Below are 23,644 nucleotides of genomic sequence, written 5' to 3'. Positions count from 1 at the left end.
CATGCCGCAATGAAAGAAAAAGGCCGGATGGATTCCGGCCTTTTACTATTTGGGCTCGCGCCACGCCCAGCTGCAGAGCGGGGTGAGGATCTCCGGCAGCGGGATATCCCAATGCTCGATCGGCAGGCTTTCCACCTGTTGGCAATCATGGGCCAGGCCGATGGGATAGGGGCCATCGCTCTGCCAGTTTTGCAGGGTGCGATCGTAAAAGCCGCCGCCCATGCCCAGACGCTGGCCGGTATGATCGAACGCCACCAGCGGTGTCAACACCACGTCCAGCTCGCCCAGCGGCAGCACCTGGCGCACATCGAGGTGCGGCTCGAGAATATTGAAGCGGTTGCGCACCAGCGGCGTTTCCGGCGCATAGCGTAGGAACAGCAAGTGCCCCGGGCTGAACGGATGCAGCACCGGCAGGTAAACCCGTTTGCCGAGCGTCCACAAACGCTCGATTAGCGGCCCGGTATCGAGTTCGCCGTCAAACGACAGGAATACCGCGATGCTGTGCGCCGCCTGAATACGGCCGTGTGCGACGAGACGTTCGGTTATCTTTTCTGCGGCAAAGCGTTGCTGGCCCGGCGTTAGTTCGCGCCGACGTTGGCGAATGAGTTGACGAATGGCTTGGCGCTGCTGCGCGAATTGGGGTTGAAAAGGCATCGTATCAGGCTTGCTCAGTGTGGCGTTCAGCACACATAAACCGCTGAGAAGGGGAATCTCCGAGATGCCGTCGCAGGCTGTAACCCTTGAACCCATGGTTCAAGGTGAACGTGCCGTCGCAATCTTAAGGCTTCTCGGCGCACCGAGCGTGCTCACCGATCGCGGAGCAACACATTCTGTTTGTACTAAATATCGGCTCAGGGGACTGGCCCGCTGGCGAACATCTCAGAGAAATTTTGTACTCGTTGCTGAAAACTGTGATTTCAACAACTTAAGTTATTCGAATTGCACATCCTGACGTTCAGAGATGCGACCCTGTTCAAGCAGCGCTTGTTCAATGGTCTGCTGCAGCATCCGTATGCGTTGTTCCATATTGGACGCATAGTCACGGGTTTTCAACCGTTCTTGAGCAAGTTCGTGACAGACGTTCAATGCCGCGATGAAAACCAGTTGCTCAGTATTGGAGACTCTAGTGCGAACTTTTAGATCTTGCAACCGTTGGTTAAGATCGTCCGCCGCCATATTCAACGCATCTTGTTGTTCTGGCGGGCAATTGACTCTTAACGAGCGGCCAAAAATTTGAATATCTACCGGTTGTGCAGACATGCCACCTTCCTGCCTAAATTTCGCGCCAGCCTTGTCCGCCCTGGCCGGGCCGTCAAAGCGGGCGCCACTATATATACCTCGGTACCAAGATACAACCCCTTTTTCAGTACCTGGTTGTAATCTACTGCGGCAGACATCGCCAGTCAAAAAAGGGTTTCAAAATGCGTATTTACCGCACTTTCGTCACCCGCCGGCGCAGTGTGAGACCTGCCACATCACGATTATAACTAGCCACTGAGGTGTCGCGCTTATCTGGTATAGCGACGGACCTTGGTGGTAGCATACCACGAACTTATCCTGCCAACGATGACGAATGCGCATGTCTATACAGAATACATTTCCAAGTTACCAATCTTTGACCGTGGCCCTCAACCAACAGTCGGTGGCGTTGACCGCGGCAGAAATGCACGGCCTGATCAGCGGCCTGCTGTGCGGCGGCAGCCGTGATGCCGGCTGGCAGGCGCTGGTGCACGATCTGACCAATGAAGGCGTCGCCTTCCCGCAGGCGCTCAGCCAACCGTTGCAGCAGCTGTATGAAGCGACGCGTGAAACGCTGGAAGACGACGAATTCCTGTTCCAACTGATGCTGCCCGAAGGGGAGATCGTCAGCGTGTTCGATCGCGCCGACGCGCTGGCCGGTTGGGTCAACCACTTCCTGCTCGGTTTGGGCATGATGCAGCCGAAGCTGGCCCAGGTGAAAGACGAGGTCGGTGAAGCGATCGACGATCTGCGTAACATCGCGCAGCTGGGCTACGACGAAGACGAAGATCAGGAAGAGTTGGAACAGTCGCTGGAAGAAGTGGCGGAGTATGTGCGGGTCGCCGCCATCATGTGCTACGGCGAATTCACTCGTCACAAGCCGACGGCGCCGGAAAATATCAAACCGACGCTGCACTAAACGTTCTATCGCCCCTCCGCCGGCGGTGCGGATGGCATGATTTCAGGAGAAGGTAATGACTCAGCAGGAATTCAACAACCGCCGTCAGGCGCTGTTGGCGAAAATGGCGCCGGCCAGCGCGGCGGTTATTTTCTCTGCGCCGGAAACGACGCGCAGTGCAGATTCAGACTATCCCTACCGGCAGAACAGCGACTTTTGGTACCTGACCGGCTTCAATGAGCCGGAAGCGGTGCTGGTGCTGATCAAAAGCGACGAAACGCACAACCACAGCGTGCTGTTCAACCGGGTGCGCGACCTGACGGCGGAAATCTGGTTTGGCCGCCGTCTGGGGCAAGACGCCGCGCCGGCGAAGCTGGGCGTGGATCGCGCGCTGCCGTTCGATGAAATCAATGACCAGCTGCACCTGCTGCTGAATGGCCTGGACGTGGTCTACCACGCGCAGGGCGAATACGCCTACGCCGATCAGATCCTGTTCGGCGCGCTGGACAAGCTGCGCAAGGGATTCCGCCAGAATCTGCAGGCGCCGGCCACCGTCACCGACTGGCGGCCGTGGCTGCACGACATGCGGCTGTTCAAATCGCCGGAGGAGCTGGCGGTGATGCGCCGCGCCGGCGAGATCAGCGCGTTGGCACATACCCGCGCGATGGAAAAATGCCGTCCGGGCATGTTCGAATACCAGTTGGAAGCGGAAATTCATCATGAATTCACCCGCCTAGGCGCCCGTTACCCGTCTTACAATACCATCGTCGGCAGCGGCGAAAACGGCTGCATCCTGCACTACACCGAGAACGAGAGCCAGATGCGCGACGGCGATCTGGTGTTGATCGACGCCGGCTGCGAGTATCAGGGGTACGCCGGCGACATTACCCGCACCTTCCCGGTCAACGGCAAGTTCAGCCGGCCGCAGCGCGCAGTGTACGACATCGTGCTGGCGTCGCTGCTGCGTGCGCTGGAGCTGTTCAAACCCGGCACCAGCATCCGCGAAGTCAATGACGAAGTGGTGCGCATCATGGTGGTCGGGCTGGTGGAGCTGGGCGTATTGAAAGGTGAAGTCGACCAGTTGATCGCCGAGCAGGCCCACCGTCAGTTCTTTATGCACGGGCTGAGCCACTGGCTGGGCCTGGACGTGCACGACGTCGGCCACTATGGCACGCCGAGCCGCGATCGGCTGCTGGAGCCGGGTATGGTGCTGACCGTGGAGCCTGGGCTGTATATCGCGCCGGATGCGGACGTGCCGGCGGAATACCGCGGCATCGGCATCCGTATCGAAGACGACATCGTGATCACCGCCGACGGCAATGAAAACCTGACCGCCACCGTGGTGAAAGACGCCGATGCCATCGAAGCGTTGATGGCGGCGGCAAGGTAACGGAATGAGCGTAATTATCGTTGGCGGCGGTATGGCGGGCGCGACGCTGGCGCTGGCCATTTCGTCGCTCACTCAGGGAAGAATGGCGGTGGATCTGGTCGAGGCGACTCGGCCGGACGACCGCAGCCACCCGGGCTTTGACGCTCGCGCCATCGCGCTGGCGCAGGGCACTTGCCAACAGTTGGCGCGCATCGGCGTTTGGCCGGCGCTGCGCGATTGCGCCACGCCGATAACTCAGGTGCACGTCAGCGATCGCGGCCACGCCGGGTTTGTGAATCTGCAGGCGCAGGATTATCAGGTCGATGCGCTCGGCCAGGTGATCGAACTGCACGACGCCGGGCAGCGGCTGTTCGCGCTGCTGGCGAAGGCGCCGGGCGTCACGCTGCACTGCCCCGCGCGGGTGGTGGACGTTATTCGCACCACAGAGCGGGCGGAAGTGCTGCTGGACAATGGCCGACGCCTGGCCGGGCAGCTGCTGGTGGCGGCCGACGGCTCGCGCTCGGCGCTGGCGCAGGCCTGCAATATGCAGTGGCGGCAGGAGGACTATTCACAGTTCGCCACCATCGCCAACGTCACCACGGCGGAAGATCCGCAGGGGCGCGCCTTCGAGCGCTTTACCCGTTACGGGCCGCTGGCGCTGTTGCCGATGTCGCAGGGGCGCAGTTCGCTGGTGTGGTGCCATGCGCGCGAGGATCGCGCCCAGGTCGACGCCTGGGACGACGAGCGCTTTATCGCCGAGCTGCAACAGGCCTTCGGCTGGCGGCTGGGGCGTATCCTCAAGGCCGGCAAACGGCACAGTTACCCACTCGCTCTGCTGACCGCCGATCGCCATGTCAGCCACCGGCTGGCGTTGGTAGGCAACGCGGCGCAGACGCTGCACCCGATCGCCGGGCAGGGGTTCAACCTCGGCCTGCGCGATGTGATGTCGCTGGCGGAAACGCTGGCGGAAGCGGTGAACAGTGGCGAAGACGCCGGCGGTTATGCGTTGCTGAGCCGCTATCAGCAGCGGCGGCAACAAGATCAGCAGGCGACGATCGGCGTGACCGACGGCTTAATCCATCTGTTCGCCAACCGTTACGGCCCGCTGGTGGTTGGCCGCAATTTGGGGCTGATGGCGATGGAGCGTTTGCCCGCAGTGCGCGACGCCTTCGCCAAGCGTACGTTGGGCTGGGTGGAACGTTAAAGACATAGTCGGGCGCGTTGGCGCGCCCAAAGCGCGGTGCGTCAAGACGTCGCGCGTTATTTAAGGAAATCGAGCAGCATGCAATCATTTGACGTGATTATCGCCGGTGGCGGTATGGTGGGGCTGGCGTTGGCCTGCGGCCTGCAGGGCAGCGGGCTTCGCGTGGCGGTGCTGGAGCAGCGACAGCCGGAGATGGCGCCGCCGTCGGAACAGCCGGCCCTGCGCGTCTCCGCCATCAATGCCGCCAGCGAGCGTTTGCTGCAGCATATCGGCGTATGGGATGACATTCTCCAGCTGCGGGCCAGCGCCTACAACGCAATGGAAGTGTGGGATCGCGACAGCTTCGGCAAAATCGCCTTCCGCGGCGACGAATGCGGCTTCAGCCATCTCGGCCACATTATCGAAAACTCGGTGATCCAGCAGGCGCTGTGGAAGCGCGCCGAAAGCCTGTCGGACATCACGCTGATCACTCCGGCCGCGCTCAAGCAGGTGGCGTGGGGCGAGAACGACGCCTTCATCACGCTGGAGGATGGCCGCATGCTGACCGCCCGGCTGGTGATCGGCGCCGACGGCGCCCAGTCGTGGCTGCGTCAGCACGCCGATATCCCGCTGACCTTCTGGGACTATCGCCACCATGCGCTGGTGGCCACCATCCGCACCGAAGAGCCGCATCAGGCGACGGCGCGGCAAATTTTCCACGGCGACGGCATTCTGGCGTTCCTGCCGTTCAGCGATGCGCATTTGAGCTCCATCGTCTGGTCGGTCGCGCCGGAAGAGGCCGAACGCCTCAAGCAGCTGGAGCCGGAACAATTCAATCGCGAACTGGCGATGGCCTTCGATATGCGTTTGGGCGCCTGCAGCCTGGAAAGCGAACGGCTGGCGTTCCCATTGACCGGCCGCTATGCGCGCAGCTTCGCCGCGCACCGCCTGGCGCTGGTGGGCGATGCGGCGCATACCGTGCATCCGCTGGCCGGGCAGGGCGTGAACCTGGGCTTTATGGACGCCGCCGAGCTGATTTCCGAACTGCGCCGCCTGCAGCGGCAGGGCAAGGATATCGGCCAGCACCTCTATCTGCGCCGCTATGAGCGCCGCCGTAAACATGGTGCGGCGGTGATGTTGGCCAGCATGCAGGGTTTCCGCGAACTGTTCGACGGCAACCATCCGGCCAAAAAGCTGCTGCGCGACGTGGGGCTGCGGCTGGCGGACAGCCTGCCGGGCGTCAAACCGAAGCTGGTGCGTCAGGCGATGGGCCTGAACGATCTGCCCGAGTGGCTTGCCTGACCGCCCGCCTGCTGCGAGCCCGCATCGGGCTCGCGCTTCTCGCCTTATGCCATCGTCTTTCCTTATATAACCCTTCATTTGAAATAATCTAATTTCAGCCGCTTTTTATCATTACTTTTTCTAATTCCATGTTCGGTTATCAAAAGTCAGGATCCCATGCCCGGCCGTCGGTTTGTTATATAAGTTCGGAGTTTTGCCGCTTTAATTGTTAATTTTGTGCCTTAAAGCGCATTTTTCCAGTGAAAAACTCTGCACACTAGCCCGGCATTTTACCGCCCCGGAACGGCGATGAGCCTATTTTAACTTATGGTTAATGTGGTCGTTCGGTGATAAGTTCGAGGGAAAGGTATCGTTTGCGTCACGGCGGTTGCACGCAGTTTCCGCCCGTCCCGGCGCAGCATTTGTGTTGAGCAGTCAGTGCGCCATGGCGATCGGGCCGCGAGCCAGGCTCCGCCGCATTGCGTGGCAGCACCCTAACTTCTAGCGACCGAGTGGAAAGAGGGAAAAGATGGCAAAGCAAACCCCACTGTACGACCAGCACGTGGCGTGCGGTGCGCGCATGGTAGACTTTCACGGCTGGATGATGCCGCTGCACTACGGCTCGCAGCTCGATGAGCACCACGCGGTGCGTCAGGATGCCGGCATGTTCGACGTGTCTCACATGACCATTGTGGATCTGCACGGCGCCCGCACCCGCGAGTTTCTGCGTTACCTGCTGGCGAACGACGTCGCCAAACTGACCCAACCCGGCAAAGCGCTGTATACCGGCATGCTGAATGCCTCCGGCGGCGTGATCGACGACCTGATCGTTTATTTCCTCACAGAAGACTATTTTCGCCTGGTGGTGAACTCCGCCACGCGCGACAAAGACCTGGCCTGGATCGAAGAACACGCCGCGCCGTATGGCGTAGCGCTGACGGTGCGCGACGATCTGGCGCTGATCGCGGTGCAGGGCCCGCAGGCCAAAGAGCGCGCCGGCACCCTGTTTACCCCGGAACAAAAAAGCGCGGTCGAAGGCATGAAGCCGTTCTTCGGCGTGCAGGCCGGCGAGCTGTTCATCGCCACCACCGGTTACACCGGTGAGGCCGGCTATGAGATCGCGCTGCCGAAAGAACAGGCGGCGGATTTCTGGCAGAAATTGCTGGCCGCAGGCGTCAAGCCGGCCGGTCTGGGCGCGCGCGACACCCTGCGTCTGGAAGCGGGCATGAACCTTTACGGCCAAGAGATGGACGAAGGCGTTTCGCCGTTGGCCGCCAACATGGGCTGGACTATCACCTGGCAGCCGGAAGATCGCCGTTTCATCGGCCGCGAAGCGCTGGAACAACAGCGCGATCAGGGCACCGAGCAACTGGTCGGCTTGATCATGACGGAAAAAGGCGTATTACGTAATGAGCTGCCGGTGCGTTTCACCGACGCGGCGGGGCAGACCCACGAAGGCGTGATCACCAGCGGCTCGTTCTCTCCGACCCTGGGCTTCAGCATCGCGCTGGCGCGCGTGCCCGCCGGCATCGGCGAGCAGGCCATCGTGCAGATCCGCAACCGTGAAATGCCGGTCAAAGTGACCAAGCCTGGCTTCGTTCGCGCCGGCAAGCCGCTGACAAATTGATTTTTATTGATTCTTCCCTAGGGATTTCGCGCTGCGGCTAGGCGGCAAGTGCGCGAGTCCTCGGGAGCTTACTGCGGTAAGTGACCGAGGTGAACGTACGCAGCCAACAACGCTGCAGTGTGAAAGACGACGGGAAATTATTTCTTCGAAGGAGTAACCGGCTATGAGCAATGTGCCAACAGAATTGAAATACGCATCCTCCCACGAGTGGGTTCGTTCAGAAGGTAACGGCGTTTACACCGTAGGCATCACCGAACACGCGCAGGAACTGCTGGGCGACATGGTGTTTGTCGATCTGCCGGAAGTGGGCCGCAAGGTTGCCGCCGGTGAAGATTGCGCCGTGGCGGAATCGGTTAAGGCGGCGTCGGACATCTACGCGCCAATCAGCGGCGAAATCGTGGCGGTGAACGCCGAGCTGGAAAGTTCCCCTGAGCTGGTGAACAGCGAACCTTACGGTGAAGGCTTCCTGTTCCAGATTAAAGCCTCAGACGAAGGCGAACTGGCGAACCTGCTGGACGCCGCGGCTTATCAGGCCTCGATCGACGAGTAATCGTGACCACGCCCCAGGCCCTTCCGGCCGGGGCGTTTTAGTTACCGCTCAAGCTATATCCCGTATCACGCAAGCATTCAGGAATTTGTAGCAATGACTCAGACACTCAGCCAACTCGAACACAGCGAAGCGTTCATCGAACGCCATATCGGCTCTTCTGCGGAACAACGCCAGGAGTTGCTGGCAGCGGTGGGCGCTCGCTCGCTCAGCGCGCTGATCCAACAGATCGTGCCGGCGGACATTCAGCTGCCGGGGCCGCCGCCGGTCGGCGACGCGGCGACCGAACATCAGGCGCTGGCTGAGCTGAAGGCGATCGCCTCGCAGAATCAGCGCTACAAATCCTATATCGGCATGGGCTACAGCGCCGTGCTGACGCCGCCGGTGATCCTGCGCAACATGCTGGAAAACCCAGGCTGGTACACCGCCTACACCCCTTATCAGCCGGAAGTGTCGCAGGGCCGTCTGGAAGCGCTGCTGAACTTCCAGACCGTGACCCTCGATCTGACCGGTCTGGATCTGGCCTCCGCTTCGCTGCTGGATGAAGCCACCGCCGCCGCCGAAGCGATGGCCTTGGCCAAACGCGCCAGCAAGCTGAAAGACGCCAACCGCTTCTTCGTGGCTGACGACGTGCATCCGCAGACGCTGGACGTGGTGCGCACCCGCGCCGAAACCTTCGGCTTCGACGTCATCGTCGATAAAGCGGAAAAAGTGCTGGAGCTGGACGGTGTGTTCGGCGTGCTGCTGCAACAGGTGGGCACTACCGGTGAACTGCACGACTACAGCGCGCTGCTGGCCGAACTGAAATCGCGCAAAATCATCACCAGCGTGGCCGCCGACATCATGGCCCTGGTGCTGCTGACCGCGCCGGGCAAGCAGGGCGCCGACGTGGTGTTCGGCTCCGCGCAACGCTTCGGCGTGCCGATGGGCTACGGCGGTCCGCATGCCGCCTTCTTCGCCTGCCGCGACGAGTTCAAGCGCTCGATGCCGGGCCGCATCATCGGCGTTTCCCGCGATGCCGCCGGCAACACCGCGCTGCGCATGGCGATGCAGACCCGCGAGCAGCATATCCGCCGCGAGAAGGCCAACTCGAATATCTGTACCTCGCAGGTGCTGCTGGCCAACATCGCCAGCCTGTACGCGGTGTACCACGGCCCGCAAGGGCTGCAGCGCATCGCCGGGCGTATCCATCGCCTGACCGACATTCTGGCCGCCGGGCTGCAGAAGGCCGGCCTGACGCTGCGTCACAACACCTGGTTCGACACCCTGACCGTTGAAGTGAAAGACAAGGCGGCGGTGCTGGAACGCGCGCTGAGCTTCGGCATCAACCTGCGTACCGACATTCACGGCGCCGTGGGCATCACGCTGGATGAAGCCACCTCGCGTGAAGACGTGCAAACGCTGTTCGCACTGCTGGCCGGCGACAACCACGGTCTGGACATCGACGCGCTGGACGCGGCGGTGAGCAAAAACAGCCAATCGATCCCGGCCGCCATGCTGCGCCAGGACCCGATCCTGACCCACCCGGTATTCAACCGCTATCACAGCGAAACCGAGATGATGCGTTACATGCATCGTCTGGAGCGTAAGGATCTGGCGTTGAACCAGGCGATGATCCCGCTGGGCTCTTGCACCATGAAATTGAACGCCGCGGCGGAGATGATCCCGATCACCTGGCCTGAATTCTCCGAACTGCACCCGTTCTGCCCGCCGGAGCAGGCCGCCGGCTACCAGCAGATGATCGGCCAACTGTCCCAGTGGCTGGTGCAGCTGACCGGCTATGATGCGGTATGCATGCAGCCGAACTCCGGCGCGCAGGGCGAATACGCCGGCCTGCTGGCGATCCGTCGCTACCACGAAAGCCGCAACGAAGCGGGCCGCCACGTCTGCCTGATCCCGAGCTCCGCGCACGGCACCAACCCGGCCTCCGCCCAGATGGCGGGCATGAGCGTGGTGGTGGTCGCCTGCGACAAGAACGGCAACATCGACCTGCACGATCTGCGCGTCAAGGCGGAGCAGGCGGGCGAAGAACTCTCTTGCATCATGGTGACCTACCCGTCGACCCACGGCGTGTATGAAGAAACCATCCGCGAAGTGTGCCAGATCGTGCATCAGTTCGGCGGCCAGGTGTATCTGGACGGCGCCAACATGAACGCCCAGGTGGGCATCACCACGCCAGGCTACATCGGCGCGGACGTTTCGCACCTCAACCTGCATAAAACCTTCTGCATTCCGCACGGCGGCGGCGGCCCGGGCATGGGCCCGATCGGCGTGAAAGCGCACCTGGCGCCGTTCGTGCCGGGCCACAGCGTCGTGCAGATCGACGGCGTGACCACCCAGCAGGGCGCGGTCTCCGCAGCGCCGTTCGGCAGCGCCTCCATCCTGCCGATCAGTTGGATGTACATCCGCATGATGGGCGCGGAAGGCCTGAAGCAGGCCAGCCAGATGGCGATCCTGAACGCCAACTACATCGCTACCCGTCTGAAGGACGCGTACCCGATTCTGTATACCGGCCGCGATCACCGCGTGGCGCACGAATGCATCCTCGACATTCGTCCGCTGAAGGAAGAGACCGGCATCAGCGAAATGGACATCGCCAAACGCCTGATCGACTTCGGCTTCCACGCGCCGACCATGTCGTTCCCGGTAGCGGGCACGCTGATGGTCGAGCCGACCGAGTCGGAAAGCAAAGTGGAGCTGGATCGCTTTATCGATGCGATGCTGGCGATCCGCAGCGAGATCGACCGCGTCGCCAAAGGCGAATGGCCGTTGGAAGACAACCCGCTGGTGAATGCGCCGCACGTGCAGGCGGAGCTGGTCAACGACTGGCAGCACCCGTACAGCCGCGAGCTGGCGGTGTTCCCGGTCGCCGGCGTGCGTGAGAACAAGTACTGGCCGAGCGTCAAACGTCTGGACGACGTGTACGGCGACCGTAACCTGTTCTGCTCTTGCGTGCCGATGAGCGATTACGAATAACACGTTCGGCAAAGTTTGTGCTTGAGGGACACCGCATCATGCGGTGTCCCTTTTTATTTTATTGCGGCCTATTCTTTTCTGTACGTTCCCACGATTTGAGGAGTCATCATGCAAGCGGCAATCGTAACAGCGTTGGGGCAAGCCCCGGTTTTCGGCACCTTTGAGGAGCCTCAGGCGCAAGCCGGCGAGGTGCCGATCGACGTGCTGGCGGCCGGTATCAAACAGCTGGATCGCGCCACCGTCGCCGGCACCCATTATTCGAGCCCGAAGCAATTGCCGATCGTGCCCGGCACCGACGGCGTGGGCCGTACGGCGGACGGACAACGGGTGTACTTCGCCTCTTTCCGCCGCCCTTACGGCGCAATGGCCGAGCGCAGCGTCGCGTCATGGACGGTGCCGGTGCCGGAGGCGGTGGACGACGCCACGGCGGCAGCGCTGATCAATCCCGCCTTCGCCGCCTGGCTGCCGCTGCGCTGGCGAGCGGATCTGCAGCCTGGTGAAACGGTGCTGATCATCGGCGCTACCGGCACCTCGGGCAAACTGGCGGTTGCAGCGGCGCGTCAGGCGGGGGCCGGACGCATCGTTGCCGCCGGCCGTAGGCTGAGCGTGCTGGAGGCGTTGGGCGTGGACGCCACGGTGGATCTGAGCCTGCAGGGTGAGGCGTTGACGCAGGCCTTCGCGGCGGCGGCGGGGCCGAGCGGTTATCAGGTGATCGTCGATTATATCTGGGGCCCGGCGACGGAAGCGCTGCTCGCGACGCTCAATAATCACGATCTTTCGTCTTATGCCGGCGGGCGCGGCATTCGTTTGGTCAACGTCGGTTCGATGGCGGCGCCGGACATCCGGCTGCCAGCGGCGGTGCTGCGCAGCAATCAGTTGCAGATCCTCGGCAGCGGCACCGGCAACTTCCCGCCGATCCCTGAGATGCAGCGCTACGCGACCGAGATTCTGGCGCTGGCGGCGACAGGGGCGCTCACTATCGAGACGCAGGAGCACGCGCTCGAGGAGATCGCTGAGGTGTGGGATCTGAACAAGAAAAGCGACGTGCGTTCGGTGATGCGCATCGCCCGCTAATCTTGAGGGCGGGCGGCCAGAACAACCGGCAGGAAAAAGCTGGCCAGAGCCGCCGCGCCCAGCAATACGCCGAACCACAACACTGCGCTGGCGCCCAGATTGGCCAGCACCAACCCGCCGCTGAGAGCGCCGCCGCCAATGCCGAGATTGAACGTGGTGACATAAAGGGCTGAGGCCGTTTCTGCGTTATTCGGCGCGAGTTCGAGTATCCACCCCTGTAGCCCGATAATCAGCGCAGAGATTGCGGCACCCCAAAGTGCCATATCCCACCAGACGAGTGTCGGCAGCGCCGAACTAAGCAGCATGAGCCCCATGCTAATGGCGATCCCGGCAGCGGCGGCCACCGCCAGCCGGAGCGGGCGCCGGCCGCACCATCCCGCCACTAGCGTGCCCGCCAGTCCGGCGCAGCCGAACACCAGCAGCAGCAGGCTGCTCCGGCTGACCGGCAGATGTGCCACGTCGGCAAGCAGAGGCAGAATATAGGTGTAGCCGCTGAAATGGCTGCTGACGATCAATAGCGTGGTCAGTGCCGCGGCATACAGCGCCCAATTTCGGTGCCCGGTACCGGCTATTTTGCCTGGCGGTGGCGTTTGCACGGACGGCAACCAGCGATATCCCAGCAACAGCGTCAGCAGCCCAAGCAGGCCAAACAGAGCGAATCCTTGTTGCCAACCCAACCATTGACCGATAAAAGCAGCCAGTGGAATGCCGCCTACGATGGCTGCGGCTATGCCGGCGAACGCCCAGGCCGTTGCGCGGGTTGGCGGCATCTGCGGTGCGATTTTCACCGCATAGGAGGCCAACAGCGCCCAAAATGCCCCATGGCCCAATGCGGCAAACGCGCGTAGCAGCGCCAATTGCCAGTAGTCATGCGCGAGGAACGCCAGGCCGTTGGATAGCGTGATGCCGAGCATCAGCATCAAAAACAACGCCCGCCGATCGAGGGAGCGCGTCAGCAGGGTAAATGGGATCGCGGTCAACACCACGATCCAGGCGTAGCCCGTTACCAACGCGCCAACCTGGGCATCTGATACCTGCAGATCGGCGGAGATCTGCCTCAGTAACCCGATCGGCAGATATTCGGTGGTCTGTGAAACAAAGGCGCCCAGCGTCAGTACCAACAATGCTCGCATCATTTCTCTTTTCCCCTAATCGCGCGTTGTTCCCACTGTAATGTGGGCAAGAACCAAAATAAGGCATGCGCAATTCGGGAAAAATAGTGTCTAATTCATTTCTTACATGACAAAAAAGTCATCATGGGGGCGTATGGAAAGTTTGAACGCCATGGCGCTGTTCGTTCAGGTCGCGACCGGCGGCAGTTTCGTCGCCGCAGCCAGACAGCGTGGCTTGTCAGCATCCGCCGTCAGCAAAAGCATTGCCCGGCTCGAAGCGAGCCTGCAGGTGCGCTTGCTGAATCGCAGCACCCGTAATGTGACGCTGACCGATGAAGGAATGCGTTTCCTTGAACGCAGTCAGAGCATTTTGGCGCAGGTGCAGGCGGTGGAAGACGAAATGGCGCAGAGCAGCGCGGCCCCGCAGGGAACGCTGCGCGTCAGCCTGCCGGCGGAAAGTAGCATGACGCCGTTGCTGGCCGCGTTTTTGCGTGAATATCCCGCCGTCAGGCTGGAGCTGGAGTTTACCGATCGCTTTGTCGATGTGATCGCTGAAGGTTTTGATCTGGTGATCCGCGCCGGTCAGCCGACCGATTCACGACTGGCAGCGCGCCGGCTGGCGCCGCTGCGTTCTTTGCTGGTGGCATCGCCCGACTATCTGCGGCGGGCGGGAACGCCGCGTCATCCCAACGATTTGTTTAGCCATGCATGCTTGCATTACCGCTCTTCCAATAGCGGCCGGCTTGAGGTGTGGCAACTGCGGGAGTTTGCCCCCATCGATTTTCCGCGCTTACCGGTCACCATGGTGTGCAACAACATCGAGGCGCGCATTTGCTTTGCCCGTGACGGGCTTGGCCTGGCCTGGCTTCCCGACTATTTCGTGCGGGCGGACATCGCCGCCGGCACGTTGATCAGCGTGTTGGACAATCATGCCGTGCGCGCCGAGGCGATGTGGTTGTTGTGGCCTTCCGGCCCCTATTTGCCGCCAAAAGTGCGCGTGCTGATCGATTACCTGAGCAGGCGTGCCGCCTGAAGCAAGTGCGCTAATCGATAGCGCAGACCAGGTGAATATCCTCCGGCTCGCGGGCGAACAGCTCGGCATCCGGGCGCTCGATGAGCCGGCAACCCTGCGCCAGGTAGAAGTCTACGGTGCTTTTGTTGGGGATGGAGGAGACGTACAGCCCGGCGGCCCCTTCTTGCTCGGCCTGCCTCAGGCAGAGCTGGAACAGCTGCTTGCCTAGCCCCTGGCCGCGTTGGTGCGCGCTAACGTAAAAGAACAGCAATTGGCGCAGATCCTGCTGCGGGCCGCGCGGCTCGGTGTCCAGCGCCGCCGCCGCTACGATCTCCTCGCCGTCGAACAGCGCGAAAAACGCGCCACCGCGATCGAAACATGCCTCGTGGATTGGCGTATAGGTTTCCCGATCGTGCGGATCCCAACCGCGTACATCATAGTAGTCCGGGTAGGGCTGCAGCTTGCCGTCTTGCAGGCGATACAGGGTGTCGATAATTTCACTGCGGTCGATATCCCATAGCCGGTCAAGTTGCTGCCGTTGCAGCAGTACAGGGGCGATCATGTTCGTGATTAACTCTCAATCTGTGGCCGGTAACTTTCCGGCAAATCGATGATAAAGCCGATGCCGCGATCGTCGAGGCCCTCGGTGATGCGCAGCTGTGCGCCGATTTTGTCGGCCAGGTTGCGGGCGATGGCTAATCCCAGTCCGCTGCCGGTCTGCTGCGTGCCGGGCACGCGGTAAAAGCGTTCAAACAGGCGCGGAAGGTGCTCTTCGCTCACTCCGAGGCCGTTGTCGCGCAAAGTAATATAGCAGCCGAGCGGCGCCAGCGAGCGGATATTGGCTTCGATGCGGCTGCCGGGCGGCGCGTACTTGAGCGCGTTGTCCAGCAGATTGGTGAAGATGGCGATCAGCGCATGGCGATCGGTGCTCACCACCACGTCCTCACTGCCGTCGAGCGACAGTTCGACGTCTTTTTCCAACGCATAGGGAACGTGCTGCGCGATGCATTTGCCGATTTCGGCATAGATGTCCACCGCCTCAATTTTCAGCGGAAAATCTTCCGCCTCCAGCTTGGCCAGGTTGATCAGCTGGCGCGACAGCGACGCCGCGCGATCCAGCCCTTGCTGCATGTCGCCGATGATCTCCTGGCGTTCCTGCCGCTCCGAAACCTGAGTCAGCAGATGCAGCTGCGCCAGCACGGCGGCGATCGGTGTGCGCAGTTCGTGCGCCGCATCGGCCATAAAGCGTTTCTCGCGCTGGTTGGCGGCGTCGATGCGCGCCATCAGCTTATTGACCTCCACCACCACCGGCCGGATCTCCTGATACTGCTCGCTGACGTTGATCGGCGACAGGTTGCCCGGCTGGCGATCGGAAATGGTGCGGGCGATCTGGCGCAGCGGCCGCAGGCTGAAGTAGGCGGTAAACAGTAAGGTGATGATGATCGCCGCCAGAATGCCCAGCAGCGGTAGGGCGGTGCTCTCCGCCGGGTTGCCGAAAATGGTGGTACGGTTGTCGAAGGATTCGCCGACAATCACCCTAAACTGCTGCTTATCGCTCCAGCTACCGGCGATATGCCATTCCACGTTGGCGTAGCTGATGGTGCCGGTCAGCACCGTCGGAGGCAGATTCAGCGGTTGTTCCTGCCGGGGCGAGGCGTAAATAAGCCGATTGTCACGATCGTAAACCAAAAATAACGGGCGATAGTCTAGTTCTTCCACGGCGCCGTTTTTAATCGATTCGATATACATCTCCTCGATATCTTTGATGATGTCGATATAACGGGGATCGGCAATGTCGGTTTTGTCGAGAATATTAGCGATGCCGAGTGCGACAAGGCGCTGCTGATTATCCAAATACTTTTCTGCATCAGGGTAATAGAAGTATTTCACCCAGCCGATTAATACTCCCCACAGCAGCAATATAGCCATAACCTGAAAAACAATGGTGCGCATAAAGAAGGATTTGAAACTGATCATCCCGTTACTCTTTTTTCAGCAAATAGCCAATGCCGCGTACGGTAATGATTCTTTCTTTACCGATCTTGCGGCGTAAATTATGCATATGCACTTCCAGCGAGTTGCTTTCCACGCTGTCACCGTGGCCGAACAGCCGCTGTTCCAACACCGCTTTGCGCACCACGGTGCCGGCGCAGCGCATCAGCTCGTGCAGCAGGTGGTATTCTTTTTTCGACAGCATCAGCAGTTCGTTATCCAGCGTCACCTGATGGTTGACCGGATCGAGATACAGCGTGCCGAGGCTCCAGGTTTGCGAAGCGAAGCCGGCCATGCGCCGGTTGACCGCCTTGACGCGCGAGATGAGCTCGGGCAGTGCAAAGGGTTTGGCCAGAAAGTCGTCCGCGCCGGAATCCAGGCTGTTCACCAGGCTTTCGATGCGGTCACGGGCGGTCAGGATGATGATCGGGATATTTTGCCCGGCGGCGCGCCAGGCGATCAGTTTCTGCAGACCGTCGCCGTCCGGCAGCGTGAGATCCAACAGCATCAAGTCGAACCCGCCGGGTGAAAGTTTATTTTCCGCGTCCGCGAGCAGGCGCACCCAGCACAAATTAAAGCCGGTTAGCTCCAATGCGCGGCACAGCGCCTTGCCTAATTGCAGGTCGTCTTCCACCAACAGTATGTTCACGTTTATTCCGCTGAGATCCTTGAGTCGCGATTATCTAACTATAACCCTGACGGGAAGACAACGGGGAAACCCGCTTTGCCTGCGCGTTCTTAAGCAAACCTTAATCTGGCTTTAATCTCGCGTTAAGGGAGCGCGAGGGAATTTCAGTTATTTTTGTCGCCATTCGATATCACCACAGAGAGGGCGACAATGCGCACTGACGGTTACCCGAGCGCGGGCGCTTCGCGGCGGCTGATGGATTCAGGCTTGGCGATGCTGCTCATTCTGTTGATGCTGTCGTTTCGCGGCGATGTGCACAGCCCTGCTCACAAAGGCCTGCATGCTTCCGCTTTGCAGCGGGGCCATCAGGTGGCGGTAACGGACGCCTCCGGCTGCGCGAAATACCGGATTAAAAAGCTGCTGCGCCGCCTGGCTCAGCTCTGAAGCGTTTTCTAGAGCGCCGCTCTATACTCTGACGGGCAAACGGGGTGCCTGTGTGCAGGCCGTTATTTTTATATCGCCAACCAGAGAAAAAAATACGATGACGAAAGTGGCATTGGTGACTGGCGCAAGCCGGGGAATTGGCCGCGCGACCGCCTTGTTGTTGGCCCGGCAGGGCTATGCGGTGGGCGTGAATTACCTGCGCGACGAAAGTGCGGCACGGCAGGTGGTGACGGAGATCGAGGCGCAGGGCGGCAAGGCGCTGGCATTGCAGGCCGACGTGGCCGACGAAGCGCAGGTGATGGCGATGTTCGGCGCACTGGATGCCGGGCTGGGCACGCTCAGCGCGCTTGTCAACAACGCCGGCATTCTGTTCCAGCAGGCGAACATTGAACAGCTGACCGCCGAGCGCATCAATCAGGTGCTGAGCACCAACGTTACCGGTTACTTCCTGTGTTGCCGCGAGGCGGTGAAGCGCATGGCGCTGCGCCATGGCGGGCAGGGCGGCGCTATCGTCAATGTGTCCTCCGCCGCTTCCCGTTTAGGCGCGCCGGGGGAATATGTGGATTATGCCGCCTCGAAAGGCGCCGTCGATACGCTGACCATCGGGTTATCGCGGGAAGTGGCGGCGCAGGGCATTCGCGTCAACGGCGTGCGGCCCGGTTTCATTTATACCGAGATGCACGCCAGCGGCGGCGAGCCCGGCCGGGTGGATCGCGTGAAGGACAGTTTGCCGATGCAGCGCGGCGGCCATCCGCAGGAAGTGGCGGAGGCGATCGCCTGGTTGCTGTCCGACGCCGCGTCTTACGTGACCGGCACTTTTATCGAGGCTGCAGGCGGGCGTTGAACGCATCCGGAGGGTTTTGGCATCTCTCCGGAGGCGATGTGCTTTGGTTAAATAACAACCAAAATGTGGTTACAAAAATGTATGTTTATTTTGAATGGAATCAGAATAAAAATCACAGTAACCAACGCAAACACCGTGTCAGCGTTGAGATTGCGCAGCGAGTTTTTCTGGATCCCAACCATTTGGCTGTGCTGGAAAGATCGAGGGCAGAGAAGAACCTTGGCAAACGATCGGTATGGTCGGCTCCTGTTTGCTGCTGCTGGTGGCGCATACGACGATCGAAACGGATGTCGATGGCGATACGATAGAGATCGTGCGCATCATTTCAGCACGCAAGGCCGATGCCAAACAGAGGGGAATATATGAAGCGCAAAAATTCCGCCAAAAATCTGGCTCATAGCGTACTCCCTCCGTTGACGGAGGAGCAGAAAGCGCAACTTGCTTCGCTGAGCGCGTTGCCGGACGAGGATATCGATTACGCCGATGCGCCGGCGCTGGGGGAGGAAACGTGGCAGACTGCGGTGCAGGGGCGTTTTTATAAACCGATGAAAGTATCGAAAACCATCCGCATCGATGCGGATGTGCTGGCCTGGCTTCAGCGGCCAGGCAAAGGCTATCAGAAACGCCTGAATGCCGTTCTGCGTGAAGCGATGTTGAAAGAGCATGAGCACGAGGAATAATGTGTGTCAGGCGGCTAACAATCCGGTGAGGCTCTCGCCGGATTTTTTTTGCCGTTTTTTCAGGTAATGCCTCTCAACCTCGACTGTCTATTGGCGGCGTTCGGTCAAAACCACAAAAACGGTCATTAACGGTCATGTTGCGGAACGTGGAATTGTGACCGTTTACCGTTTCTCTGCTGTGCGCCTCAGGCATTCGTTCATCATAACTGTCTGTTACTCCACACTTTCGTAATTATTCATTTCAATTCCTTCCCGATTTTTTTGACAACTATCACAGCGCCATCGTTGACCGATCGCGGGGCGAGGCGCTTTGCGTCTGCGCGCAAAACGCGGCGCAGCAAATCGATATCGTAATCATCGTTGTGGAGGAGAAAAGAAACATGCTGCCTGTAGAACGTCATCGCTTTATCACCGAAGTCTTGAGCCAGCGCGGCCGCGTGATGGTGCAGGAGGTGGCGCAGCTGTGCCACATCTCTATCGAGACGGCGCGGCGTGATCTGGCCCTGCTTGAACGGCGCGGCCTGCTGCTGCGCAGCCACGGCGGCGCGGTGTTCGTCGAGCCGCCGGCGGTGGAAAAAACCTATGTGCCCGCCGAGATTGACCAGGGCGAATCGTTCCGCCAACGCAGCAACGAAGCGCCGGAGCAGAAGACGCGCATCGCCAAACGCGCGCTGGAATTTATCGCGCCGGGGGATTGCCTGCTGCTGGACAGCAGCTCCACCAGCTGGTTTTTGGCGCGCCAGCTGCCGGATATCTCGCTGGTGGTGCTGACCAACTCGCTGCACATCATCCAGACGCTGGCCTGCAAAGCCAACGTGCGCACCATCGGCCTGGGGGGCGAGTATTCCGCCAAGTACGAGGATTTTATCGGCGTGCTGGCGGAGCAGATGCTGAAAGAGTTCGTGATCAACAAGCTGTTCTTCTCCTGCCACGGCATCTGCCAGGACGGTGGCATCCGCGAGAGCAATGAGCACCATGCGCGGCTGAAGCAGCAGATGCTGCTGGCGTCGGAGCGCAAGTTCCTGCTGGTGGACAGCAACAAGTTCGGCCGCCGCTCGTTTGCGCGCATCTGCCACTACCGGGAGATAGATACCTTAATCACCGATCGGCTCAGCGACGACGAGTTTCGCCAGGAACTGGCCTGGAACAACGTCGACGTGATCGAAGTTTCACCCGCCGCGAAAAGGGCGGCGCGATAACAACAACGAAAACCCTTTATTACAGCCAACACTTGTGGAGAGAGAACAATGAAAAAATCCGTACTGGTCGGTCTGTTTGCCTCGCTGCTGCTGTCGCTATCCGCGCAGGCGGCGGACAAGCTGAAAATGGGCGTGGTGGTGAAAATCGGCGGCATTCCCTGGTTCAACGCCATGGAGGCCGGCATCAAAAGCGAGAGCGCCAAACGCGGCATCGACGCCTGGATGGTTGGGCCGACGGCGGCGGATCCGGCGCTGCAGGTGCGTGCCATCGAAGATCTGATCGCGCAGAAGGTGGACATTATCGGCGTGGTGCCGAACGACGCCCGGGTGCTGGAACCGGTGCTCAAGCGCGCGCAGGAGGCGGGCATCAAGGTGATCGTGCACGAGTCCCCCGGCCAGAAGTACGCCGATTGGGATTTTGAGTTGGTGGACGCCTCGCAGCATGGGGTCAACCACATGAAAGCGTTGGCCGCCTGCATGAAAGAGCAGGGTAAGTATGCGGTGTATGTCGGCAGCCTGACGGTGCCGCTGCACATCACCTGGTCGGACTCGGCCATCAACTACCAGAAGCAACACTACCCGAACATGCAACTGGTGGGCGACAAGTTTGGCGTGGGGGAATCGCTGGATGACAGCGTGCGCACCACCAACGACCTGATGGCTAAATATCCCGATCTGAAAGGCGTGCTGGCGTTCGGTTCGCAGGGGCCGATCGGCGCCGGGCGCGCAGTGCTCAACCGCGGCAAAAGCAACGATATCTGCGTCATCGGGCCGTTCAGCCCGGGCCAGGGCGCTTCGCTGGTCAATCGCGGCGCCATCAAGGGCGGTTACATCTGGAATCCGATGGTGGCCGGCGAAGTGTTCGTGCGCATCGCCGACATGATGCACAAGGGGGAGAAAATCACCGACGGCATGACCATTGAAGGCATGGGCAAGGTGCAGGTGGATGCGCAGCAGCACACCATTCTCGGCAACGCCACCGAAAGCCTGGATAAGCAAAACCTGCCGAAACTGGTGAAGATGGGGCTGTGATCATGGCGATTTCCGGCAATACGGCAACGCAGGGCGCGCCGCTGATCGCGCTGCAACAGCTGTCGATGACCTTTGGCGGGCAGCGTGCGCTGAACGAGATTTCACTGGCGTTGATGCCGGGAGAAGTGCACTGCCTGGCCGGCACCAACGGCTGTGGCAAGAGCACGCTGATCAAGGCGATCGCCGGCGTCTATCAACCGGACGACGGCAGCCGCATCATCATCGATGGGCAAACCTTCGGCCGGCTGTCGCCGGATCAGGCGCGCGCTTTCGGCATTCAGGTGATTTACCAGGATCTGTCGCTGTTTCCCAATCTGACGGTGGCGGAAAACATCGCCTTCGAACACAACCTGCGCGGGTTGTTGGGTTGGCACCGCCCGGCGCGGCTGCGGCGCGCCGCCGAGCGCCAGCTGCAATCGCTGAGTTTCAATCTGGATCTCGACAAACGAGTGGCGGAGCTGCCGATCGCGCAGCGCCAGCAGGTGGCGATCTGCCGTGCGCTGGTGGCGGAGGCGCGGCTGGTGATCATGGACGAACCGACCGCTTCGCTGACCCGCACCGAGGTTAACCAACTGCTGCGCACGGTGGACTATCTGAAAGCGCAGGGCATCTGCGTGGTGTTCGTCAGCCACCGGCTGGACGAGGTGCTGGAGATCTCGGATCGCGTCACGGTGATCCGCGACGGCAACAAAGTCGGCACCTGGCCGGCGGCAGAGATCACCGGCGATCGTCTGACCGAGCTGATGACCGGTCGGAAGCTGGATTATCGCCTGAAAGCGCCCAGCCTGAATAAGGATCGGGTGATGCTGGAGGCGGATCGCCTGAGCCGCGCCGGCCAGTATCAGGACGTGTGCTTCCGGCTGCATCAGGGGGAGGTGCTCGGTCTGTGCGGGCTGCTCGGCTCCGGGCGCACCGAGCTGGCGCTGAGCCTGTTCGGCATGACCCGGCCGGACAGCGGCAAACTCTACCTCGACAGCAAACCGGTGCGCTTTCGCGGCCATGAGGACGCGATCAAGGCCGGCATCGGTTACGTTTCGGAGGATCGCCTGACGCTGGGGCTGGTGCAGCAACAGTCGGTGGCGGACAACGCGGTGCTGACCATTCTCGATAAGCTGCGCGGGCGTTTTCGCCTGATCGACGACTACCGCAAGAATCGCATCGTGGCGGAGTGGATCGCCAAACTCGGCGTGCGGGTGGCGGATCCGGATCAGGCGGTCTCGACGTTGTCCGGCGGCAATCAGCAAAAGATCGTGCTGGCCAAGTGGGTGCTGACCCAGCCGCGGATCCTGATCCTCGATTCGCCGACCGTCGGCGTCGACGTCGGCGCGAAGGCCAGCATCTACCAACTGATCCATCTGCTGGCGCAGGAGGGGATCGCGATTCTGCTGATCTCCGACGAGGTGCCGGAGGTGTATTACAACTGCGATCGGGTGCTGCACTTCAGCGGCGGCAGCGTGATCGGCGAATACCTGCCGGAGCAGGTGAGCCAGCAACGGCTGGCGGAGGCGATCAATGCGTAGATTCAGCCTGAAACCACGCGGCAACGAAGGCTACCTGGCCTGGGTGCTGCTGCTGACGGTCATCGTCTTTTCGCTGCTCAGCGACCAGTTTTTGACGGTGCAGAACCTGCTCGATCTCAGCGAAAGCTACGCGGTAAGCGGCATTTTCGCCCTCGGCCTGTTCGTGGTGCTGGTGACCGGCGGTATCGATATCTCCTTCGCCGCGGTGGCCTCGGTGGTGCAGTACCTGATCGCCACGCTGGCCACCCACTACGGCCTGGCCAGTCCGACGGGCAGCATCCTGCTGGCGTTGGCGATCGGCGCCGCGCTGGGCATGGTCAACGCGCTGTTGATCTACTGCCTGCGTATCGTCTCGATCATCGTCACCATCAGCATGCAGGCACTGTTGTTCGGCATGCTGATGTGGCTGACCAACGGCCGCAGCCTGTACGCGCTGCCGGACTGGTGGACGCTGCCGCGCAGCGTGCTGCCGTTCCAACTGGGCGAGCAAAGCTATCAGCTCGGCTTGCCGACGCTGGTGATGCTGGCGGTGGCGCTGCTGACCTGGCTGCTGCTGAACAAGACCCACCTCGGGCGCCAGCTGTTCGCCGTCGGTGGCGATGCGGAATCGGCGCGGCGCATCGGCATCCGCGTCGGCCTGCTGCACCTGTTCGCCTATGGCTATTTGGGCGCGATGGCGGCGATCGGCGGCCTGGTACAGGTGTACCGCATGGGGGAAGTGGTGCCCAACGCGCTGGTGGGCGGCGAGCTGGACGTGCTGGCGGCGGCGGTGTTGGGCGGCGCCAGCCTGAACGGCGGCAAGGGCAGCGTGGTCGGCACGCTGATGGGCGTGTTCCTGATCGGCGTGCTGAAAAACGGCCTCAACCTGATCGGCGTGTCCAGCTATTTCATGAACGTGGCGATCGGTCTGGTGATCGTCGCGGCGATCACCGTCACCCACTACAAGAAACGCAAAGAAACCGACGTCGGTTTCGCCTGAGGAGCGCC

General features: G+C 61.1%; 22 protein-coding genes, 1 other RNA gene and 1 pseudogene. 17 read left to right on the top strand and 7 right to left on the bottom strand.

Annotation, left to right across the window (positions count from 1 at the left end; all coding sequences use genetic code 11):
• Positions 1-45: 45 nt before the first annotated feature.
• The 3 genes from AAIE04_RS22290 to zapA all read right to left on the bottom strand — a co-directional run bounded on the left by AAIE04_RS22290 (position 46) and on the right by zapA (position 1,260).
• A complete protein-coding gene (locus AAIE04_RS22290; RefSeq protein WP_063917981.1) occupies positions 46-654 on the bottom strand; it encodes a 5-formyltetrahydrofolate cyclo-ligase in 609 nt (202 codons plus the stop codon).
• 52 nt (positions 655-706) lie between these two features.
• Positions 707-889, bottom strand: a non-coding RNA gene (gene ssrS / locus AAIE04_RS22285) — 6S RNA.
• Between the two features lie 41 nt (positions 890-930).
• Positions 931-1,260, bottom strand: coding sequence for a cell division protein ZapA (zapA, locus tag AAIE04_RS22280; protein ID WP_019455629.1), 330 nt, complete (start codon positions 1,258-1,260; stop codon positions 931-933).
• A 319-nt stretch (positions 1,261-1,579) separates the two neighbouring features.
• Between zapA and AAIE04_RS22275 the strand changes: the two genes are divergently transcribed.
• The 8 genes from AAIE04_RS22275 to AAIE04_RS22240 all read left to right on the top strand — a co-directional run bounded on the left by AAIE04_RS22275 (position 1,580) and on the right by AAIE04_RS22240 (position 12,194).
• The gene (locus tag AAIE04_RS22275) at positions 1,580-2,158 is read left to right on the top strand and encodes a YecA/YgfB family protein (RefSeq protein ID WP_025160211.1); all 579 of its coding nucleotides are present in this window, start codon (positions 1,580-1,582) and stop codon (positions 2,156-2,158) included.
• A gap of 55 nt (positions 2,159-2,213) precedes the next feature.
• Positions 2,214-3,527, top strand: a complete 1,314-nt coding sequence (pepP, locus tag AAIE04_RS22270; protein WP_019455631.1) for a Xaa-Pro aminopeptidase — start codon at positions 2,214-2,216, stop codon at positions 3,525-3,527.
• Positions 3,528-3,531: 4 nt separating this feature from the next.
• Positions 3,532-4,710: a 2-octaprenyl-6-methoxyphenyl hydroxylase gene (ubiH, locus tag AAIE04_RS22265; protein WP_435981773.1), complete on the top strand. Its 1,179-nt coding sequence runs from the start codon at positions 3,532-3,534 to the stop codon at positions 4,708-4,710.
• Positions 4,711-4,788: 78 nt separating this feature from the next.
• Positions 4,789-5,991, top strand: coding sequence for an FAD-dependent 2-octaprenylphenol hydroxylase (ubiI, locus tag AAIE04_RS22260; RefSeq protein ID WP_139285606.1), 1,203 nt, complete (start codon positions 4,789-4,791; stop codon positions 5,989-5,991).
• A gap of 508 nt (positions 5,992-6,499) precedes the next feature.
• Positions 6,500-7,597: a glycine cleavage system aminomethyltransferase GcvT gene (gcvT, locus tag AAIE04_RS22255; RefSeq protein WP_498577696.1), complete on the top strand. Its 1,098-nt coding sequence runs from the start codon at positions 6,500-6,502 to the stop codon at positions 7,595-7,597.
• A 163-nt stretch (positions 7,598-7,760) separates the two neighbouring features.
• The gene (gene gcvH, locus AAIE04_RS22250) at positions 7,761-8,147 is read left to right on the top strand and encodes a glycine cleavage system protein GcvH (RefSeq protein WP_025160212.1); all 387 of its coding nucleotides are present in this window, start codon (positions 7,761-7,763) and stop codon (positions 8,145-8,147) included.
• Between the two features lie 93 nt (positions 8,148-8,240).
• A complete protein-coding gene (gcvP, locus tag AAIE04_RS22245; RefSeq protein WP_004931634.1) occupies positions 8,241-11,120 on the top strand; it encodes an aminomethyl-transferring glycine dehydrogenase in 2,880 nt (959 codons plus the stop codon).
• Between the two features lie 108 nt (positions 11,121-11,228).
• A complete protein-coding gene (locus AAIE04_RS22240) occupies positions 11,229-12,194 on the top strand; it encodes a quinone oxidoreductase family protein (RefSeq protein ID WP_074056052.1) in 966 nt (321 codons plus the stop codon).
• On the opposite strand, the gene AAIE04_RS22235 is transcribed toward AAIE04_RS22240, so the two are convergent.
• On the bottom strand, positions 12,191-13,330 hold the full coding sequence (locus AAIE04_RS22235) for an MFS transporter (RefSeq protein WP_154747437.1): 1,140 nt from the start codon (positions 13,328-13,330) through the stop codon (positions 12,191-12,193). The genes AAIE04_RS22240 and AAIE04_RS22235 overlap by 4 nt on opposite strands.
• A 130-nt stretch (positions 13,331-13,460) precedes the next feature.
• On the opposite strand from AAIE04_RS22235, the gene AAIE04_RS22230 reads away from it, so the two are divergent.
• The gene (locus AAIE04_RS22230; protein WP_498577695.1) at positions 13,461-14,339 is read left to right on the top strand and encodes a LysR family transcriptional regulator; all 879 of its coding nucleotides are present in this window, start codon (positions 13,461-13,463) and stop codon (positions 14,337-14,339) included.
• 10 nt (positions 14,340-14,349) lie between these two features.
• Here the strand turns inward: AAIE04_RS22230 and AAIE04_RS22225 are convergent, their stop codons facing one another.
• The 3 genes from AAIE04_RS22225 to AAIE04_RS22215 are packed head-to-tail and all read right to left on the bottom strand — an operon-like array spanning position 14,350 to position 16,959.
• Positions 14,350-14,877, bottom strand: a complete 528-nt coding sequence (locus AAIE04_RS22225; RefSeq protein ID WP_498577700.1) for a GNAT family N-acetyltransferase — start codon at positions 14,875-14,877, stop codon at positions 14,350-14,352.
• 11 nt (positions 14,878-14,888) lie between these two features.
• Positions 14,889-16,295: an ATP-binding protein gene (locus AAIE04_RS22220; protein ID WP_019455639.1), complete on the bottom strand. Its 1,407-nt coding sequence runs from the start codon at positions 16,293-16,295 to the stop codon at positions 14,889-14,891.
• 4 nt (positions 16,296-16,299) lie between these two features.
• Positions 16,300-16,959 (bottom strand): response regulator, encoded by a 660-nt coding sequence (locus tag AAIE04_RS22215; protein WP_019455640.1) that lies wholly within the window; start codon positions 16,957-16,959, stop codon positions 16,300-16,302.
• A gap of 189 nt (positions 16,960-17,148) precedes the next feature.
• On the opposite strand from AAIE04_RS22215, the gene AAIE04_RS22210 reads away from it, so the two are divergent.
• From AAIE04_RS22210 to AAIE04_RS22175, 8 genes and pseudogenes are all read left to right on the top strand, one after another.
• Complete coding sequence (locus tag AAIE04_RS22210) at positions 17,149-17,382, top strand: hypothetical protein (protein WP_019455641.1); 234 nt, start codon at positions 17,149-17,151, stop codon at positions 17,380-17,382.
• Positions 17,383-17,479: 97 nt separating this feature from the next.
• Positions 17,480-18,226, top strand: coding sequence for an SDR family oxidoreductase (locus AAIE04_RS22205; RefSeq protein ID WP_498057487.1), 747 nt, complete (start codon positions 17,480-17,482; stop codon positions 18,224-18,226).
• Between the two features lie 77 nt (positions 18,227-18,303).
• A pseudogene (locus tag AAIE04_RS22200) lies at positions 18,304-18,626 on the top strand (BrnT family toxin).
• Entirely contained in the window at positions 18,589-18,906 is a 318-nt protein-coding gene (locus AAIE04_RS22195; protein WP_063917974.1) for a BrnA antitoxin family protein, read from the top strand. Before AAIE04_RS22200 ends, AAIE04_RS22195 begins: the two are co-directional and overlap by 38 nt.
• 380 nt (positions 18,907-19,286) lie before the next feature.
• The gene (locus AAIE04_RS22190) at positions 19,287-20,105 is read left to right on the top strand and encodes a DeoR/GlpR family DNA-binding transcription regulator (RefSeq protein ID WP_004931653.1); all 819 of its coding nucleotides are present in this window, start codon (positions 19,287-19,289) and stop codon (positions 20,103-20,105) included.
• A 48-nt stretch (positions 20,106-20,153) separates the two neighbouring features.
• On the top strand, positions 20,154-21,137 hold the full coding sequence (locus AAIE04_RS22185) for a substrate-binding domain-containing protein (RefSeq protein WP_019455647.1): 984 nt from the start codon (positions 20,154-20,156) through the stop codon (positions 21,135-21,137).
• A gap of 2 nt (positions 21,138-21,139) precedes the next feature.
• Positions 21,140-22,657 (top strand): sugar ABC transporter ATP-binding protein, encoded by a 1,518-nt coding sequence (locus AAIE04_RS22180; RefSeq protein WP_498577694.1) that lies wholly within the window; start codon positions 21,140-21,142, stop codon positions 22,655-22,657.
• Complete coding sequence (locus AAIE04_RS22175; RefSeq protein ID WP_019455649.1) at positions 22,650-23,636, top strand: ABC transporter permease; 987 nt, start codon at positions 22,650-22,652, stop codon at positions 23,634-23,636. Before AAIE04_RS22180 ends, AAIE04_RS22175 begins: the two co-directional genes overlap by 8 nt.
• The last annotated feature ends 8 nt before the right edge of the window (positions 23,637-23,644 follow it).

It is taken from the genome of Serratia sp. Ae19-1 (genome assembly GCF_059801225.1).
This window is presented reverse-complemented; position numbering and strand designations above follow the sequence as displayed.

Coding starts and splice junctions, on each gene's coding strand:
- AAIE04_RS22290 (WP_063917981.1), bottom strand. CDS start 654: ATGCCTTTTCAACCCCAATTCGCGCAGCAGCGCCAAGCCATTCGTCAA.
- zapA (WP_019455629.1), bottom strand. CDS start 1,260: ATGTCTGCACAACCGGTAGATATTCAAATTTTTGGCCGCTCGTTAAGA.
- AAIE04_RS22275 (WP_025160211.1), top strand. CDS start 1,580: ATGTCTATACAGAATACATTTCCAAGTTACCAATCTTTGACCGTGGCC.
- pepP (WP_019455631.1), top strand. CDS start 2,214: ATGACTCAGCAGGAATTCAACAACCGCCGTCAGGCGCTGTTGGCGAAA.
- ubiH (WP_435981773.1), top strand. CDS start 3,532: ATGAGCGTAATTATCGTTGGCGGCGGTATGGCGGGCGCGACGCTGGCG.
- ubiI (WP_139285606.1), top strand. CDS start 4,789: ATGCAATCATTTGACGTGATTATCGCCGGTGGCGGTATGGTGGGGCTG.
- gcvT (WP_498577696.1), top strand. CDS start 6,500: ATGGCAAAGCAAACCCCACTGTACGACCAGCACGTGGCGTGCGGTGCG.
- gcvH (WP_025160212.1), top strand. CDS start 7,761: ATGAGCAATGTGCCAACAGAATTGAAATACGCATCCTCCCACGAGTGG.
- gcvP (WP_004931634.1), top strand. CDS start 8,241: ATGACTCAGACACTCAGCCAACTCGAACACAGCGAAGCGTTCATCGAA.
- AAIE04_RS22240 (WP_074056052.1), top strand. CDS start 11,229: ATGCAAGCGGCAATCGTAACAGCGTTGGGGCAAGCCCCGGTTTTCGGC.
- AAIE04_RS22235 (WP_154747437.1), bottom strand. CDS start 13,330: ATGATGCGAGCATTGTTGGTACTGACGCTGGGCGCCTTTGTTTCACAG.
- AAIE04_RS22230 (WP_498577695.1), top strand. CDS start 13,461: ATGGAAAGTTTGAACGCCATGGCGCTGTTCGTTCAGGTCGCGACCGGC.
- AAIE04_RS22220 (WP_019455639.1), bottom strand. CDS start 16,295: ATGATCAGTTTCAAATCCTTCTTTATGCGCACCATTGTTTTTCAGGTT.
- AAIE04_RS22210 (WP_019455641.1), top strand. CDS start 17,149: ATGCGCACTGACGGTTACCCGAGCGCGGGCGCTTCGCGGCGGCTGATG.
- AAIE04_RS22205 (WP_498057487.1), top strand. CDS start 17,480: ATGACGAAAGTGGCATTGGTGACTGGCGCAAGCCGGGGAATTGGCCGC.
- AAIE04_RS22195 (WP_063917974.1), top strand. CDS start 18,589: ATGAAGCGCAAAAATTCCGCCAAAAATCTGGCTCATAGCGTACTCCCT.
- AAIE04_RS22190 (WP_004931653.1), top strand. CDS start 19,287: ATGCTGCCTGTAGAACGTCATCGCTTTATCACCGAAGTCTTGAGCCAG.
- AAIE04_RS22185 (WP_019455647.1), top strand. CDS start 20,154: ATGAAAAAATCCGTACTGGTCGGTCTGTTTGCCTCGCTGCTGCTGTCG.
- AAIE04_RS22180 (WP_498577694.1), top strand. CDS start 21,140: ATGGCGATTTCCGGCAATACGGCAACGCAGGGCGCGCCGCTGATCGCG.
- AAIE04_RS22175 (WP_019455649.1), top strand. CDS start 22,650: ATGCGTAGATTCAGCCTGAAACCACGCGGCAACGAAGGCTACCTGGCC.